Raw genomic sequence first — 15,385 nt, forward strand, 5'->3', positions numbered from 1 at the left:
CTACCAGGGGGTCCAGTCGACGTCGGACCAGTCGGTGGTGAAGATGCCGACGACCTTGGACGCTGCCTCGCTGCCGACACGTACCGCGGTCGCGGCCGCCGACTCCACGCCCGATGCCTCGACGGCCCCGGCGACACCGCCGCCGATCAGGTCGAGTGCCACGTGCCCCAGCGCCTCCCCGAACTCGGGGCTGGTCACCCCGTACGCTCGGTACGTGTAGTAGGCGGCGATGCCGGCGGCGACCAGGGAGACGCCGCCGAGGATCGGGGCGACGACCTCGCCGACGACCGGGATGGCCAGCGAGCCGGCGCCGATGAGGCCGGTGGCGACGGCCACCTTGTCCCAGTCGTTGGCCATGCCCTCGTAGTACTCCTCCTCGGAGTACTCCTCGCCGACCTCGTCGGGGTCGCCGGGCGCGTCGACGCCGTCGTTGCCGGAGCTGTCGGCCGGGTCGGTGCCGTCCGCCTCGTTCTTGCGGGCCTGCGCGGCGGCGGCGGCCGCGGCGGCGGCCTGCTCCTCGCGGCGCTTGGCCGCGACGGCCGCGTTGGCGGCGGACGCCTCGGCGGCCGCGGCCACCTTGTCCTTGCCCGCCTCGATGGCCGACGCGCGGGCACTGGCGGCCGACGTGCGGGCGCTCGCGGCGGAGGCCAGAGCTGCGGAGGCGGACGAAACGGCCTGATTGGCCGAGTAGTTGGCGCGGCGGGCGGCGCCGCGGGCGGTGGCCGCCGCGGCGGACGCCTTGTTCGCGGAGGCGGCGGCCGAGGCGGCCGAGGCGTCGGCGGCGTCGGCCTGGTCGAGTGCCTCCTGAGCGGAGACCTTGGCCGCGTCGGAGGAGGCCTTGGCCTTCGTCGCCCAGTCGGCGGCCTCGTCGGAGGCGTTCCGGGCCAGGGCCGCCGCCTGGGAGGCGACGGCGGCGTCCTGCTGGGCGAAGGCGGCGACGCGGGCGGCGTTGGCGATCGCGGCGAGCATCGCGGCGATGTGCGCGGCGGAGTCCTCGTCGAGCTGGGCCGCCTTGTGCTGGACGGTCGTGACGAAGTCGCGGCGCATCCAGGCCGTGCCGGCCATCGCGGTCTGCGCGGCGGCCTGCACGTTGGCGCCGCCCGCGTTCATGATCGCGAGGGTGGCGACGCGGTCGTCCTCCAGCTGCGCGGTGCGGTAGCCGGAGAAGATGAAGGCACTGAGCGCGTCGACACCGCCGTCGTCGAGGGCGTCGTTGGCGGCGGCGGTGACGGCGCTGCCCGCCCCGTCCATGAGCTTCAGGATCGCGACGCGGTAGGACTCGGCCTGTACGTCGTGGATGCCCGTGGTGAGGAACGTGGTGACGGCGTCCGCGTCGTCCTGCGCGAGGACGGCCTGTGCGGCGTCGGCGAGGTCGGCAGAGCCCAGCTGGGCGGCGAACAGGATGCTTTCGCGGTTGTCCTGGTCGACTGCGAGGGAGCGGTCGGCGTCGAGCCAGGCGAGGATGTCGCCGTCGGTGCCGGACAGCGCGTACTCGGCAGCCGAGCACGTCCAACTGCCCTTGGATTCCAGGAGGTTGACGGCAGCCTGGCGGCCGAGGGTGGCAGCGTCGGTGTCGTTTCCGGCGGCGATCGCGTCGGCGGCCCGGGCGAGCAGGTCCTTGGTGTCCGTGTCGGTGCGGCCCTGCTCGGTGACCAGGTCCTCGATGGCGTCGAACGCGGTCTGCTCGTCGTCGGCCATCGCCGCCGACTCGACGAGGCCGATCTTCAGGTCGGCGGCGATCCGGGCGGCCTCGGCGGCCCGCGCCGTCTCGAACACGTCGGTGGCGTCGGCGACGGCATCACTGGCGACGTTCGCCGCCTCGATCGCGGCGGCGGCGTGGGCGGTGGACTTCGTGGCGTAGTCGAGGGCCTTGCCGGCATTCGCGTACGCCTCGTCGCAGGCGTCGGCGGCGGCGTCCGCGTGGTCGGCGGCGCTGTTGGCCCAGTCGCGGGCCTTGCGGGCGGCGGACGCGGCGGTCTGCGCGAGGGACTTGGCGCGGCCCGCGGCCTCGGTGGCCTGGTCGGCGGCGGCGTCCGCCTCAGCGGCGGCGGCCTTAGCGCGCTGCGCCTGGGCGACGGAGACCCCGGCGGCGGCGGCCGCGGTCGCGGACGCGGCGGCCGCGGCGGCCGAGTGCTGGGCGGCGTTGGCGGCGGCGGTGCCGGCCGCGGCGGCGGCGTCCCCGGCGTTGGCGGCTGCGTCGGCGGCCAGGGCGGCGGTGCGGGCCCCTTCGGCGGCGGCGCGGGCGGCGGTGGCCGCGTTCTTGGCGGCCGCGGCCTGCGCGGCGTCCTTCGACGCGGCGATCGCCGCCGAGTAGGCGGTGGCGGCGGCGTGCCCCGCGGTGGCGGCCGCGGCGGACGCGGCCCGCGCGGCGGACGCGGCGGTGGCGGCCGCGGTGACGGCGGTGTTCGAGGCGCTGATCGCGGTGCGGGCGGCCTTCGCGGCGCCCTGGGCGGCCTCGGCGGCGCGGCCCGCGGCGGCCCCGGCCTTCGCGGCGTCGTCCTCGGCGGCCTCGGCCTCGTCGGCGGCCTGTTCGGCGGCCTCCTTCGCGGCCTGCGCGGCCTCCTGGGCGCGGGTGGACGCCTCGACGGCGGCGTCGGTCTCCAGTTGGGCGCGGGTCCCGGCCTCCTGGGCGACCGTGACGAGCTGGCCGATGGTGAGGGACTCCTGGTCGCGGGCACGGGCGATGTGCTGACCGGTCGTCAGATACTGGCGGATGTCGTCGGCGGTGCCGTTTAGGGCGCGCTCGGCGGTCGTCTGCACCTCGGGGCCGCCCGCCGCGAGGATTTTCAGGACTTCGGTGCGCTCGTCCTCCTGCCGGGCCGTGTACTGGCCGGAGGTGAGGAACGTGCTGTACGCGGCGGCGGTCGCCGTGTCCAGGGCGGCCTGCGCGGCCTTGGTGACGGCCTTGCCGCCGGTGTTCAGGACGGTGAGGACGGCGACGCGCTGGTCCTCCAGGAGCGGGGCCTCGTATCCGGACTCCAGGAACGCGGCGATGTCGTCGTCGGTGCCGGACAGGGCGGTGTTGGCGGCGGTGCGCACCCCCGCGCCCGCCTCGTGGAGGACGTTGAGCACGGCGAGTCGGCTGTCCTCGGCGCGGACTTGCGCGAGCGTGGTGGTCAGGAACGCCGTGATGTCGTCGTCGGTGCCGGTCAGTGCGGCGGCCGCGGCCGCACGGGTGGCGGTGCCGCCCTGCCGGTAGGCGAGAACGGCCTTTGCCCGGTCCGTGTCCGGCAGTGTCGCCGCCGTGTCGGCGTCGTCGGCCATCGCGGCGGTGGCCGGGACGAGGACGTCCAGGCCGAGTGCGGTCACGGCCGCGAGGGCGGTCGAGCCGCCGACGACCGTTCTCAGGAACCCTCGTCTACTCCATTGTTTCACGTGCATGTTCCGGTGCCACCCCACGGTGTCCGAACCTGCGGCCCTGACGGCCACCTGACAAGTCCGTGAAGGTACCAGCGATCCGGAACGTCAAATTCCAGCCACGGAAGGGGAGTTGGACCAATGCCTCGCAGGGGACTCTCCACCGCGAAAGCCGCCGCGGACCGCGAGCCCGAACCGTACGTCGGGTGGGATATGCCGACAAGTAAATGTGCCATACACGCGGCGACGCACAGCGTTCTCCGATCCGGCGCACAGGAGATGTCTCGATCCACCACCCCGGCATGGCTCTCGGTCGTGATCACGGTTTGAATACGCCGACAAGGTTGTACGGGTGCGGCGTGATGCGTGCCACATTTGCAGGCGACAGGGCTCACGTGATCCACGTCGTGGAGAACTTCCGGTCGTCGGCGTGCAGCCCTTCCCGGCCGTCGCGGGTCACCTATGCAGACTCAGGAACCCCACCCGCGCGGCGCGGACAACCCGGGCGGCCCCGAACGGCCGCCGCCGGCCCCACGGGGCTACCCCCGTTACCTTCTTCGCGGTCCTGCAAGAGGGCCGCCGGCCTCCTGGCCCGGCATGACTGAACCGTTCCGGGTTCGGTAGGGACTCTGATGTGCCCCGGGTCTGGTGGAGTCACCTTGCTGGACAGATGATGCTCCAGACCCTCAAGGAGGCTTCATTGCCCCGTAGTTATCCGGCCGAGTTCCGGCGCAAGGTCCTCGATCTCGTCGAAGCCGGGAGGCCGATCCGGCAGATCGCCCACGACCTCGGCATCAGCGAACGGGCCCGGGCCTCCGGCATGGTCCCCTCGATGGGGACGATCGGCGACTGCTACGACAACGCCATGATCGAATCATTCTGGGGCCGGATGCAGACCGAGCTGCTCAACCGGCGCAGATGGCGCACCCGCCTGGAACTGGCCAACGCGATCTTCGAATATCTCGAGATCTTCCACAATCGGCAACGTCGCCACTCCGCGCTCGGCATGCTCACACCCATCGAGTTCGAACTGAGGGCAGCCCCCTCAATCGCCTAGGATCCAGTAACCCGACTCCACGTAAGCCGGGGCACATCATCTCCAGCGAACCCGGAGCGGTTCATTCTCTTGGTGGCGCAGCTGCGTGCTGGAGCGCGTAGCGTTCGGCAGGGGTGCGTGCGGGCGGCGGATGGTGCGGGTAGGGCGGTGCGCGGCGCTGTTCGACTATGCAGACCGACCGTGAGATCCCGGGGTGGATCCATGGCTTCCCGGGTCGTCGGAGGCCGAGCCCGGGTCGTCAGAGGCCGATGGAGGCGCGGATGGCGTCAATCTCGTCCAGCAGCTCTTCCATGATCTCGGGGGCCCGGTCCTCGTCGACGCTGCTCATGTCGACGCCGCACTCGACCTGTCGGGCTCGTGTCAGCGGGTGGTCGGGCATGTAGATCGGGAAAGCCAACGGGTCCAGGCCGGGGGCCAGTTGCTGGAGTTCGCGGATGGTGTCGTCGTCGTTGCCGGAGCCGTCTCCGACCGTGAGCCAGCGGTTGTGCTCGCTGTCGTGGTGCACAAAACCGACCTCTATCGCCCTCGTCCACGTCGTGAACAGCGAGGCCAGGCTGGTGGCTGCGCGGGCCGCGTCCCAGGTGTCGGGCGGGATCGTGTACCGCCAGATCTCGCCCTCGTGGTCACCGGTGAGCACGATCGTGAAGTAGACGTGCTCGAAGTGGAACAGCGGCAGCTGGTGCCGCCAGGGGAACGGAACGCCGATCGACAGCGACAGGTCGTCGAGCGCCCCGCCGTCGGTCGGCCACGGCATGACCAGTCCGCCGCCAGGCAGGAGTCGCCCCTCCCATCCTTGGGACATGAGCCACGTCACCTGCTCCGGGATGCGGTCCACGTCGAAGAGCCGGTGAACCAGCTCGGGTGGCTGCCCCTCGGACGCGGCGACGGCCTTGGGCCAGGTGAGGCCTGCGGCTGTCGCTGCCACCCGGTAACCCGCCACCGCTTCACGCAGCACGGACATGTCATCCAGCACGGTCAACCTCCTGATCTCGCACCTGTTCTTGGGCAGCGCCCGCCCGCTGAGCCGGCGCTCAGCGGGCGGGCAGGCTGCCTACGTACCTACGTACCGACGTACTACGGTCGCTCCGGCTTCATGCACAGGTTGGCACCGCTTCCGTTGACCCGGAAGCCGAAGCTCGGCGCGCCCGCCTGGACCCACGACTTGAGCGGCAGCACGATGAACTTCTCCGTGTCCTTCACCTTGCACTTCCGGTAGAACCCGGAGATGTCGGAGCCTTGCGGCCCCGCCTCCGCCAGCGGCACCGGCTTCATCGATGCGGTCGGGCCCGACAGGTTGACCGCCTGGTCCGTCGTCCAGAACGGGAACTCGTCACAGACCTTCGCCACCCGCCCCGTGCAGGCGTTCGGCTGGAACTGCGCCGTGTCGAACCAGCCACGTGAATAGCCGGCGTTCCGCGCCGCCTGGCCGCCCTGGCTGCGTCCCGGAGCGAGCCACTGGACGCGCTGCCCGGCCTCCGGCTGCTGGTAGTCCATGGCCTCCACGATGTGATCCCCGGTCTCCTGCATATCCCTGAACCGGTAGTTCTTTCCGCCCGGGACATAGAAGGCGACGTCATCGTCGCACGGGGCGATGCTGCTCTCCGCGTTCTTCTGGGCAGCACAAGCCTCGTCGATGGTGCGCCTGATGTACGAGTCCTCCGCGGTGGTCCAGGCGAAGGGAAGGTCGTACTCGTCGGTTGCCTCCTTCGTCGTCGTGATCAATTGGGCGTAGGCCGCCAAACTCTGGTACCACTGGCCCTCTTCGAGGCCCCAGTCGTCGTAGGTGTCGAAGTCGGTGGTGTAGTCGATCGGGTACTCGAGGAGTCCGCCGATGGCTATCGGGGAGGCATCGATGATCGACCAGAGCGCTCCCAGCAGCACCCCCACGACGATCGCTGCGGCGAGCACGACAACCCAGTAGATGACCGCGGCGACAACGGTCGACGCCGCAGCGCCCGCCGCCGCCTCCACCGGCGGCGCAAGCAGCAGCGTGCAGGCGCGGCTCTCCAGGCACCAGACGACCGGTTGGACCGGGTTGCCCGGATTGAACATCGGGGTCACTTCGTCGGTGGAGCCGCTCGACGAAGAGAGCGAAGAGAGCGCCGGTCCACCGCCGGGCGACGACACATCGCGGAGCAGTTTGGTGACGTCGTCCGTGCAGTCGAACTTCTCGTCCTCGTCCGGCGGCATGTGCTCGTCGACACAACTGGCGTTCGCGGCGGTGTAGCAGCCGGGGAACACCTCGGTGCTGCCTTCCGGCACCGTGACGTCGGCACGTACGCTCTGCGCGATGTAGAAGTCACCGCCCTGCGCGACGCATTGCGAACTTTCGCTGGTGATCTGTTGCGTCACCGCGTCGGGAACCGCGGGTTCGACCGTCTTGGTGGTGAAGTCGCCGGAGAAGTCCCGCCACTTCGTGCCGTCCTCCTGTATCGCTTCGACGCGGAACGAGTACGCGGTGGCCGACTCCAGCGACTCGATGGGGTAGGTGATGACGCTCTCCGCCGTGCACGGGTCCGCCGGATTGCCCTCGTCGTCCAGGCAGTACTGCTTCATCGGGAACTCGGCCAGGAGCTCGCCGTCCAGGAAGGTGCGATAGGTGACGTCCCCGTTGGGATCGGGCTGCCACGTGGCCGTGGCACCGCCGTCCTCCACATCGAGCGTCAGCTCGGGATCGGGGTCGGGCGGCGTTGCGGCGGTCCGGAACGTCGCCGTGGCGGGTGCGGCCGACCTGTTGCCGGCCAGGTCGACGGCGACGACGGACACGGTGTGTTCGGTCTCAGGGGGCAGACCGGTCATGGTGTACGAGCGGGTCGCGCTGTTGGTCCGCACCGCGGGCCCGCCGTCGACGCTGACGTCGTAGCCGGCCAGGCCGTAGTTGTCGGTGGCCGCGGCCCAGCTGGCCGTGGCCGCGTTGTGCGTGATGTCGCCGACGGTCAGGCCAGTGACGTTGCTCGGCGCGATCCTGTCAACGATGGTGAAGGACCGCAGGATCCGCGCGAACCGCTTCGGCTCACGTTCGGCGCGGGTGCACACCAGGTTCTCGCCGAGCTGCGGCGGACGAAGGCGCGTCTCCCACGACGAGGCCCACCCCGACTCGCCCTCCGGCGGCGGACCGATGGTGAAGTCGGTCGTCACCACCCGGCCCATCGAGACGTCGACCATGCTCGCCTGCTTGTGCAGGAAGCCGGAGAGGTCGATCTTGCCCTCTTCGTCGACCGCCACCTCCTCATCGGGAGCCGGCAGGTCGAGCCGGATGGCGGCATGGTTCTCGTCGTCGATCGAGTTCCCGTCGTCCCCTGGCGCGGTCATTCCCGCGCACGCAGCCGGCGGGAGCCGCACCTGATCGGCGGCCTGCGCCTCAGTGGCCGGCAGGTTCACCAGCGCCACGGGAACCGCGATCGACAGAAGTATCGCTTTCACTCTTAAGCGAGAACGGATGAGCCTCTTCCGCATAACCCCTCCCCTTCAACCATTTCATCCATGTGATTTCGGGCAGCATGACGGCGGATCATGTGGGGGGCGATCAACTCGCGCGATGGCCCGGGTGACCAAGGCGGAGCTCCTGAGGCTAGAGGAAACCATTCTCTTTGTCAGCGTACAGACAAGCCACGTCTATGGCGGGGTCCGCGGGAGCAGAGGGCGCCTGGGGGCACTGGTGGTGGCGGCCGCCCTAGGTTCGCCGCGTCGGACGGCGTCGAACGTCAGGGCTCAGCCATCCCATTCGTGCAGTACGGTCTGCGCGTAGACCACGCGCAGACCAAGGCGGGTCATGCGGACGTTGTACTTGTCATGCAGGCGTTCGCCCTTGGCGCCCCCGCCCAACGAGCGGCGCTCCCACTGGTATCGGCTCTTGGCGTAGTGCTCCAGGTCCCCGGCCCGCTCGACGGCCGGCTGGCGGGCTGCGCCCGGCACACCCTGAAGGGGCAGGTCGACGGGGACGGCGAACACGTAGGACAGGGAGTGCTGGTGGCAGAAGACCTGCAGGTGCGGGTCGCGGCCGTATCGGTATCGGTATCGGCTCGCTCCTTTACGCGGTGCGGCCCGAGCGTGGTCTCGTCCGGATCGGCCAGGATCTGGATCCCGACTCCGCTCGTGTCGCGCACACCCGTTCCGTGCCGGCCCGGCGCATCGATGCCCGCCTCACCGCAGGCGACTCCCCTGTCCCCGCCACGGCATCCGCGTCTCGCTTGCGGACCCGGCGACGAACGACCGAGTCCTGAACGTCCTTGGCGACCGCACTGCTTTCGGGTGGCTCACCCTCTCACGAGTGTGCGATCGCCTTGTGGGTGAAGGTGGGCGACGTTCCGGGGTTGGCCCAGGAGGCGGTCAGCTCGCTGGAGGGGAAGAACTGCAGGAAGCGGGGGTCGGCCTGGGAGCGGTCGACCAGCGTCTTCTCGACGATCAGCGAGTTGTACTGGTCGGCGGTCGTCTCGATGGTGTTGGCGTTGAGTACCACCTCCTGGCCCCAGGTGCGGGCCCAGCGGGCGATGCCCGGCATACGGGAGTACTCGGGGGTCAGGCACTCGGCGGCGATGACGTTCTCACTGCTCGCCCAGATGCCGGTGGAGGTGTTGAGGACGAGGGTCTGGTTGCCGAGCACGTGCCCCGGGGTCTCGATCACGGCGACGCCCGGGCCGAGGATCAGGGAACCGTCGACGGCAAGGAACGCGTCCGGCCGCACGTCCTGGTAGGTCTGCGGCTGGTACCAGGGCTGTTGCAGCGGGTGCAACTGGGACATCGCCAGCAGCTCGTGCCGCTGCACGATGACCTTGGCGTTGGGGAAGGCGGGCTGCACGACGCCGCCGAGGTCGGACTGGGCGCTGGTGGTGCCGACCCAGCGGCGCAGGTCCTGGGTGTGCAGGTGGTCGAAGAGCAGGTAGTCGACGTCCTCCGGCTTGATGCCGAGCCGGGCCAAGTGACTCAGAACCGTTCCGTGTTCCGTGGTCAGCAGGTTGCGCAACGGGCCGGGGGTGCGGCGGACGAGGGCGGCGAAGTACGGCGTGTTCTGGCCCAGTTCGTGATCGCTGGGCTCGAACAGCAGCACCCGTTTCCGTCCGTCGCTCTCCGTCCACCGCACCACCAGCATGCGGTTGGTGATCGACAGGAACGGGGCGATCGCCCGACTGGCCCGGAACAGGCCGAACTTGGTCGGGTACGGCAGCGTGATCAGGTCGCAGGTCGTGACGTTGTCCGGGGTGCCGGTCGCGGCGAACTCGGCGCGGAAGGCCTTGGCCTGAGCGCGGGCCCAGGCGAGTTTGGCGCCGTATCCGCCGGGTACCTCGGTCAGGCCGTCGAACGCGGTCACGCGGGTGCCCAGAGTGGGCATGTCGAGGACGTCGGAGTCCTGCCAGGCGAGCTTCATCGATCCTCCTGGACGATGTGAGCAGGGGCTTTGAGAGGCGTCAGCCGGGTTCAGTAGGGGGCCTTCTCGCCCTCGGTCGTCACGTCGAAGGTGTTGAGGAAGTTGCACACCAGCTGGTAGAAGCCGACCGTGAGGACCAGGTCGGAGAGCTGCCCGGCGGTGAGGAAGGAGAGCGCCTCGGCGCGGTCGGCCTCGGTCAGGGTGTGCTGCTCCAGCAACCGGTCGGTCAGGGCGAGGATCGCTGCCTGTTCCGCCGACAGCCCCTCGGCCGAACCGGTCGCAGCGGCGGCGATGCCGCCCTCGTCGAGGCCGAGGAGCCGGCCGATGTTCTCGTGGTGGTGGATCTCGTACGGCGCCTGGTAGGCGTGTCCGACCCGGAGGATGGCGAGTTCGCGCAAGGGGTGGGGCAGAGCTCCCTGGAAGATTGCGTCGGCCATCTGCAGGAAGGCGGGAGCCAGGGCGGGCGAGTGGAACACCATGCGGTAGATGTTGACGGCGGACCGCTCGGCGGCGACCTTCTGCAGGTCGGCGGGGAGTACGGTCAGGTCGGGGTATTCCATGGTCTTCTCCTTCGTGCGGCGGTGTCAGCCGACCTTGTTGATGGGGTTGGTGCCGTCCCACTGGGCCGCCATCTCCCGCAGCGCCGCGAAGAGTTCGCCCTTGGCGCCCCCGATGTCGGAGATCTCGATGACCGTGCCGGGGTGCGTCTCGGTGTCGAGGTAGGCGAACCGACCGCCCTGGATCGCACCCTCCTGGGCGACGGTGTAGCCGAGGGACAGCGCGCGGTCGTAGAGCTCCTGGTAGTCCTTCGTCCAGTAGGCGACGTGCTGCGCGCCCTCGTGCCCCGCGTCCAGGAAATCCTTGTAGATCGATGGCTCGTCGTTGAGCGGTTGGATCAACTCGATCTGTACGTCACCGGAGTTGGCGACCGCGGCGGCCATTTGCATGCCGGATTCGGCGCCCCGGTACTGGAACCAGTCCAGCGACACCGGCTCCTGGTAGAACCAGGGGCCGACGCCCTGGGCGACCCAGAAGTCCATGGCGGCGTGCAGGTCGCGGACGACGTATCCGATCTGGGCGATCTGCCCGAAAATGCGACTCATGATGCGACTCTCTTTTCCCTCTGCGGGGCATTGGCGTGTGCGAGTGGTGTCATTCCGCCGACGGCGATGCGGCGGGCGGCGGAGCCAGTACGGTCACGTCGGTGTCCGCGCTCCCCAGAGGGGGTGGCGGTGCCCGTCATGACGCCGGCATCTCCAGCACGATCTTTCCCGTGGCCGTGTTGGAACGCATGTGGTCCGCCGCCGCCTTGGCGTCGTCGAAGGCGAAGACGCGGTCGACGACGGCTCGTAGCCGCCCTTCCTGCATGGCGGGTACGACATCGGCGGTGAGGGCGGCGCAGGCGTCGGCGAGTTCGTCGGGCGTGCGCACGCTGAAGGTCGTGCCGATGACGCGAAGTCGGCGGAACGACAGCTGGTTGAGGTCGATGGTGGACTCGGCGCCGGCCAGCCGTCCGACGTTGACGACGGTGCCGCCGATGCGTGTGGCCAGGAAGGTGTCGGCGAAGAGCTGCCCGCCCACGTGATCGAGGGTGAGGTCCGCCCCGGCGCCGCCGGTGACGCCGGCCACGGTCTCGGCGAGGTTCTCGGACGCCGTGTTGACGACGACGTCCGCGCCGACGGACTTCAGGGCGTCGGCCTTGCTGTCGGAGGTGGTGGTCGCGATGACCTGGGACGCGCCGAGCGCCTTGGCCAGCTGCACGCCGATCAGGCCGACCGACGAGGTGGCGCCGACGACGAGGACGCTCTGCTTCAGGCGGAATCCGCCCTGGGCGAGGGCGTCGTGCTCGGTCGCCAGCGCCACGGGCAGGGCCGCGGCGTCGGTCCATGACAGGGACTCCGGCACCGTGATCACATGCCGGTGGTCGACCAGGGCGTAGGGGGCGAAGGCGCCCAGGGTGACCCCCATGACCCGGTCGCCGACGGCCCAGGGCCGCACGTCGGCGCCGATCGCGTCGACCTCACCGGCGAATTCGAGGCCGGCGGTGAACAGGTCGCTTGTCTTCGCCCGGGGGTTGTAGGTGCCCTGCAGCATGTACAGGTCAGCCCGGTTGACGGCGGCGGCCCGGACGCGGACGCGGATCTGTCCCGGCCCCGGTGTCGGTACGTCGACGTCCCGGACGTCCCACTCGGGTCCGGCGCCGCCCATGAGCGCCCGCATGGTGCTGGTCATCAGTGGTTCTCCGTTGAGACATGGAAGAGGCGTGGAAAGGAGCGTGCTCGCCTGGTGATGCGCAGGTAACAAGCTCTCAATACTTACGGTGTATGTACGCCGTTTCCTCAAGCTAGACTTACGGAATAAGTCATGTCAAGGGCAGGGGAGGCGGCTGGATGGAAGTCCGAGGAAGCGGCCGGGGCAGGCGGCTCGGCCTGACGCGGGACAAGGTCATCGACGCCGCCCTTGCGGCGATCGACCGGGACGGCCCGGACTCCTTCTCCTTGCGGAAACTCGCGGGTGAGCTGGGCGTCGAAGTGATGTCGCTCTACAACCACGTACCGAACAAGGACGCCCTGCTGGACGGTGTTGCGGAGACGCTGCTGGGTGGGATCGACCTGTCGGGGGCTGATGCGGGAACCTGGCAGAAGCGCGCACGGTCATACGCTGCCGCCTTCCGGGCCGCGGCTCTGCGGCACCCCAAGGCGTTCACTCTGGTTCTCACCCGGCCGACGCAGTCACCGGCGGCCCTGGAGAACGTCCGGTGCGCCCTGGCCGGTTTTCCCGAACTCGGCCTCTCGCCCCAGGAACTCGTTCACGTGGTGCGGAGTTTCGCCGGTTTCACCGTCGGCATGATCATGAGGGAACTGGGCTCGGCCATCACCGTCGGCACGGTCGAACCGGACCAGGTCGCGCGACGGGTCGACGAGATGGCCGCCGTGGGTGATCCTCTCCTGTCCGCTGCTGCCCCCTATCTTGCGGTGAGCGACCACCAGGCCGAGTTCGAGCACGGCATCGAACTGCTGATTGCCGGTCTGGCGGTCCGGGTGGGGGTGCCGTACGACGGAGGGCCGAGAGGAGCATGCTCGTGAGCCCGCCCGTCGGGGACGCACGGGCATCAGAGAGCAGAAGGCGGCGGCAGCGTGGTCTGCGCCGTGCCGAGCAGATCCGGGATGCGCCGGAGGAGCTCATCGCGGCCGCCGGGATGGAAGCCGCCGGCTCACAGCGCTTGAAACTTATGAGATAAGTTGATAGAGGCGCAAGGATGGACCGCTGACCGGAGGGATGGGTGATGGCGCAGAGGATGACCCGCCGTGGGCCGTTGACCAGGGAGGAGATCGTGCGTCAGGCCTTGGTGGTGGCCGAGACGGAGGGCATGGAGAAGCTGTCGCTCCACAAGATCGCGGCGGCGGTGGGGGTGCGGACCATGTCGCTGTACAACCACGTTGACGACAAGGCCGACGTGCTCGACGCCATGGCGGACGTGATTCTGCAGGGCATCGTGATCCCCGACGTGGACGAGATGTCGTGGGAGGACGGACTGCGCAGTCTGGCCAGGGCGTTCCGCTCCGCAGCCCTGGAGTATCCCCGTTCCGCGCCCCTGGTGCTGACCCGGCGCCTGAACGCGCCCGCGGCCATGCCGGTGGTGGAGGCCGCGCTGCGTTTCCTGAATCGCGCCGGCCTGGAAGGCGCCGCTGCGGTGCACGTCCTGCGGGCCGTCATCGCCTTCCTGATCGGGACCCTCTCGCGAGAGGTGGGGTTCGCCCCGACGTACGCCGGCGCCATCCCGGGCCTGATCGCCATGCGCGAGCAGGAACTCGTCGACAGCGGGCTGCCCGCCGTGGCCGCCGCGGCCACCGAACTGGCCGTCTGCGACCACGAAGCGGAGATGGAGTTCGGCCTGGAGCTTCTCCTCGACGCGGTCCGCCGCCGCGCCGAAGCGCGTTCGTGACCCTGATGGGCCCGGGACCGGACTCGGGCGGATGAACAAGAGCCGGGCCACTCCAGCGGCCGGGCCATAGTCGCCGCGATCGAAAGTGACACGTGCGCCCTCCTCTGCTCCTTGGTCACCCTGCCGGGGCCATGGCGCCATGGACATCCTCACCCGCGGCACGGACTTCCCCGGCGCGCCTGGCCCGTTGCCCGACCCGTCGGGAGTCGCGCCGTACGGCTTCGGCTCCCGACGGTGTACGGGCTGGGTTGAACGGGCCGGCGGCTTCTTCCGGGATGCCGGCGGCAGGGGCCTCACCTCACCGGCACCTCACCCCACCGGCACCTCACTCCGCTCGGTGTGCTTCTCCGCAGTGTGATCGGGGAGGTTGGCGCCCTCGATGTCGACGTCGGGCAGGGCGCGGTCGAGCCAGCGGGGCAGGCTCCAGGCGCGGCGGCCGAGGAGGGCCATGGCGGCGGGGACGAGGGTCATGCGGACGACGAAGGCGTCGATGAGGACGCCGACGGCGAGCGCGAAGCCGATGGACTTGATGACGGGGTCCTCGTTGAAGATGAACCCGGCGAAGACCGCGGCCATGATGAGCGCGGCGGCGCTGACGACGCGCCCGCTGCGGGCGACGCCGTGGACGACGGCCTGCGGTGGGTCCAGGGTGTTCTCGTGGTGCTCGCGCATGCGGCTGACGAGGAAGACCTCGTAGTCCATGGCGAGTCCGAACAGGACGCCGATCAGCAGGACGGGCAGGAAGCTGGTGATCGGAGCGGCCGAGGGGATGGCGAGCGGGCCGTTGAGGTGGCCGTACTGGAACACCCAGACCGTGGTGCCGAGGGCCGCGGCCACAGAGAGCAGGAATCCGACGGCCGCCTTGAGCGGGACCAGCAGCGAACGGAACGCGAGGGTGAGCAGGATCAGGGCCAGGATCACGATGATCGCGACGAAGCCGGGCAGGGCGCCGGAGAGCTTGTGTGCGACGTCGATGGCCGCTGCGGTCTGGCCGGCGATGTAGAGGGTGCCGCCTGCCTTGGCGATGGCCGGGGCGTTGCCGCGCAGGCGGCTGACCATGTCGGTGGTGGCCTGGGCATCGGGTCCGGTCTTCGGTACTACGGCCATGACGACGAGGCTTTTGTCGGCGTTGGGGACCGGCTTGGAGACGGTCGCCACGTCGGAGTCCTTGGCCAGTGACGTGCGCAGGTCCGTGACAGTGGCCGTGATGTCCCCGGCAGGTATGTCCTTCGTCTCGACGACGGCGACGAGGGTGGCGTTGAAGCCCGGTCCGAAGCCCTTCGACAGCAGGTCGTAGCTCTTGTGCTGGGTGCTGGCGGTGGGCTCCGAGGCGTAACTGGGCAGTCCGAGGCGCAGGCCGCGGGCGGGCAGGGCGAGCGTGAGCAGGGCGATCACGCCCACCAGCAGGACGATCAGGGGCCTGCGGGTGACCGTGCGGGCCCAGGCCAGACCCCGGGCGCCGGGGACGCGCTCGCGGCGGCCGGTGCGGGGGCGCCTGGCGCGGGGCCGCAGCCGCTCGCCGAACAGGCCGAGAACGGCCGGCATGAGGCTGACGGCGATGAGGACGGCGATCAGCACCGTGGCGGCGGCGGACAGGCCCATGACGGCCAGGGGGGGGAATGCCGGTGGCGGACAGGGCGGCCAGGGCGATGATGACGGT

General features: G+C 70.1%; 12 protein-coding genes. 3 read left to right on the forward strand and 9 right to left on the reverse strand.

Features of this window, described 5'->3' with window-relative positions:
* Positions 1 to 3,381, reverse strand: coding sequence for an ALF repeat-containing protein (locus ACWD4J_RS10895; protein ID WP_451395015.1), 3,381 nt, complete (start codon positions 3,379 to 3,381; stop codon positions 1 to 3).
* A gap of 646 nt (positions 3,382 to 4,027) precedes the next feature.
* On the opposite strand from ACWD4J_RS10895, the gene ACWD4J_RS10900 reads away from it, so the two are divergent.
* The gene (locus ACWD4J_RS10900) at positions 4,028 to 4,414 is read left to right on the forward strand and encodes an integrase core domain-containing protein (protein ID WP_451395016.1); all 387 of its coding nucleotides are present in this window, start codon (positions 4,028 to 4,030) and stop codon (positions 4,412 to 4,414) included.
* Between the two features lie 238 nt (positions 4,415 to 4,652).
* Here the strand turns inward: ACWD4J_RS10900 and ACWD4J_RS10905 are convergent, their stop codons facing one another.
* The 7 genes from ACWD4J_RS10905 to ACWD4J_RS10935 form a co-directional block, all read right to left on the reverse strand.
* Entirely contained in the window at positions 4,653 to 5,387 is a 735-nt protein-coding gene (locus tag ACWD4J_RS10905) for a hypothetical protein (protein ID WP_451395017.1), read from the reverse strand.
* Between the two features lie 101 nt (positions 5,388 to 5,488).
* Positions 5,489 to 7,870, reverse strand: coding sequence for a fibronectin type III domain-containing protein (locus ACWD4J_RS10910; protein ID WP_451395018.1), 2,382 nt, complete (start codon positions 7,868 to 7,870; stop codon positions 5,489 to 5,491).
* Between the two features lie 255 nt (positions 7,871 to 8,125).
* The gene (locus tag ACWD4J_RS10915) at positions 8,126 to 8,365 is read right to left on the reverse strand and encodes a hypothetical protein (RefSeq protein ID WP_451395019.1); all 240 of its coding nucleotides are present in this window, start codon (positions 8,363 to 8,365) and stop codon (positions 8,126 to 8,128) included.
* Positions 8,366 to 8,678: 313 nt separating this feature from the next.
* The gene (locus ACWD4J_RS10920; RefSeq protein ID WP_451395020.1) at positions 8,679 to 9,779 is read right to left on the reverse strand and encodes a hypothetical protein; all 1,101 of its coding nucleotides are present in this window, start codon (positions 9,777 to 9,779) and stop codon (positions 8,679 to 8,681) included.
* Between the two features lie 50 nt (positions 9,780 to 9,829).
* Positions 9,830 to 10,339 (reverse strand): carboxymuconolactone decarboxylase family protein, encoded by a 510-nt coding sequence (locus ACWD4J_RS10925; protein ID WP_451395021.1) that lies wholly within the window; start codon positions 10,337 to 10,339, stop codon positions 9,830 to 9,832.
* A 24-nt stretch (positions 10,340 to 10,363) separates the two neighbouring features.
* Positions 10,364 to 10,882: a VOC family protein gene (locus tag ACWD4J_RS10930; protein WP_451395022.1), complete on the reverse strand. Its 519-nt coding sequence runs from the start codon at positions 10,880 to 10,882 to the stop codon at positions 10,364 to 10,366.
* A gap of 136 nt (positions 10,883 to 11,018) precedes the next feature.
* Positions 11,019 to 12,011, reverse strand: a complete 993-nt coding sequence (locus ACWD4J_RS10935) for a zinc-binding dehydrogenase (RefSeq protein WP_451395023.1) — start codon at positions 12,009 to 12,011, stop codon at positions 11,019 to 11,021.
* Positions 12,012 to 12,169: 158 nt separating this feature from the next.
* Here ACWD4J_RS10935 and ACWD4J_RS10940 point away from each other — a divergent pair, with 158 nt between their 5' ends.
* Positions 12,170 to 12,865, forward strand: a complete 696-nt coding sequence (locus ACWD4J_RS10940; protein WP_451395024.1) for a TetR/AcrR family transcriptional regulator C-terminal domain-containing protein — start codon at positions 12,170 to 12,172, stop codon at positions 12,863 to 12,865.
* Positions 12,866 to 13,113: 248 nt separating this feature from the next.
* Entirely contained in the window at positions 13,114 to 13,725 is a 612-nt protein-coding gene (locus ACWD4J_RS10945; protein ID WP_451395025.1) for a TetR/AcrR family transcriptional regulator C-terminal domain-containing protein, read from the forward strand.
* A gap of 309 nt (positions 13,726 to 14,034) precedes the next feature.
* Here the strand turns inward: ACWD4J_RS10945 and ACWD4J_RS10950 are convergent, their stop codons facing one another.
* The gene (locus ACWD4J_RS10950) at positions 14,035 to 15,327 is read right to left on the reverse strand and encodes an MMPL family transporter (RefSeq protein ID WP_451395026.1); all 1,293 of its coding nucleotides are present in this window, start codon (positions 15,325 to 15,327) and stop codon (positions 14,035 to 14,037) included.
* Positions 15,328 to 15,385: the final 58 nt, after the last annotated feature.

This window comes from Streptomyces sp. NPDC002577, assembly GCF_053594815.1.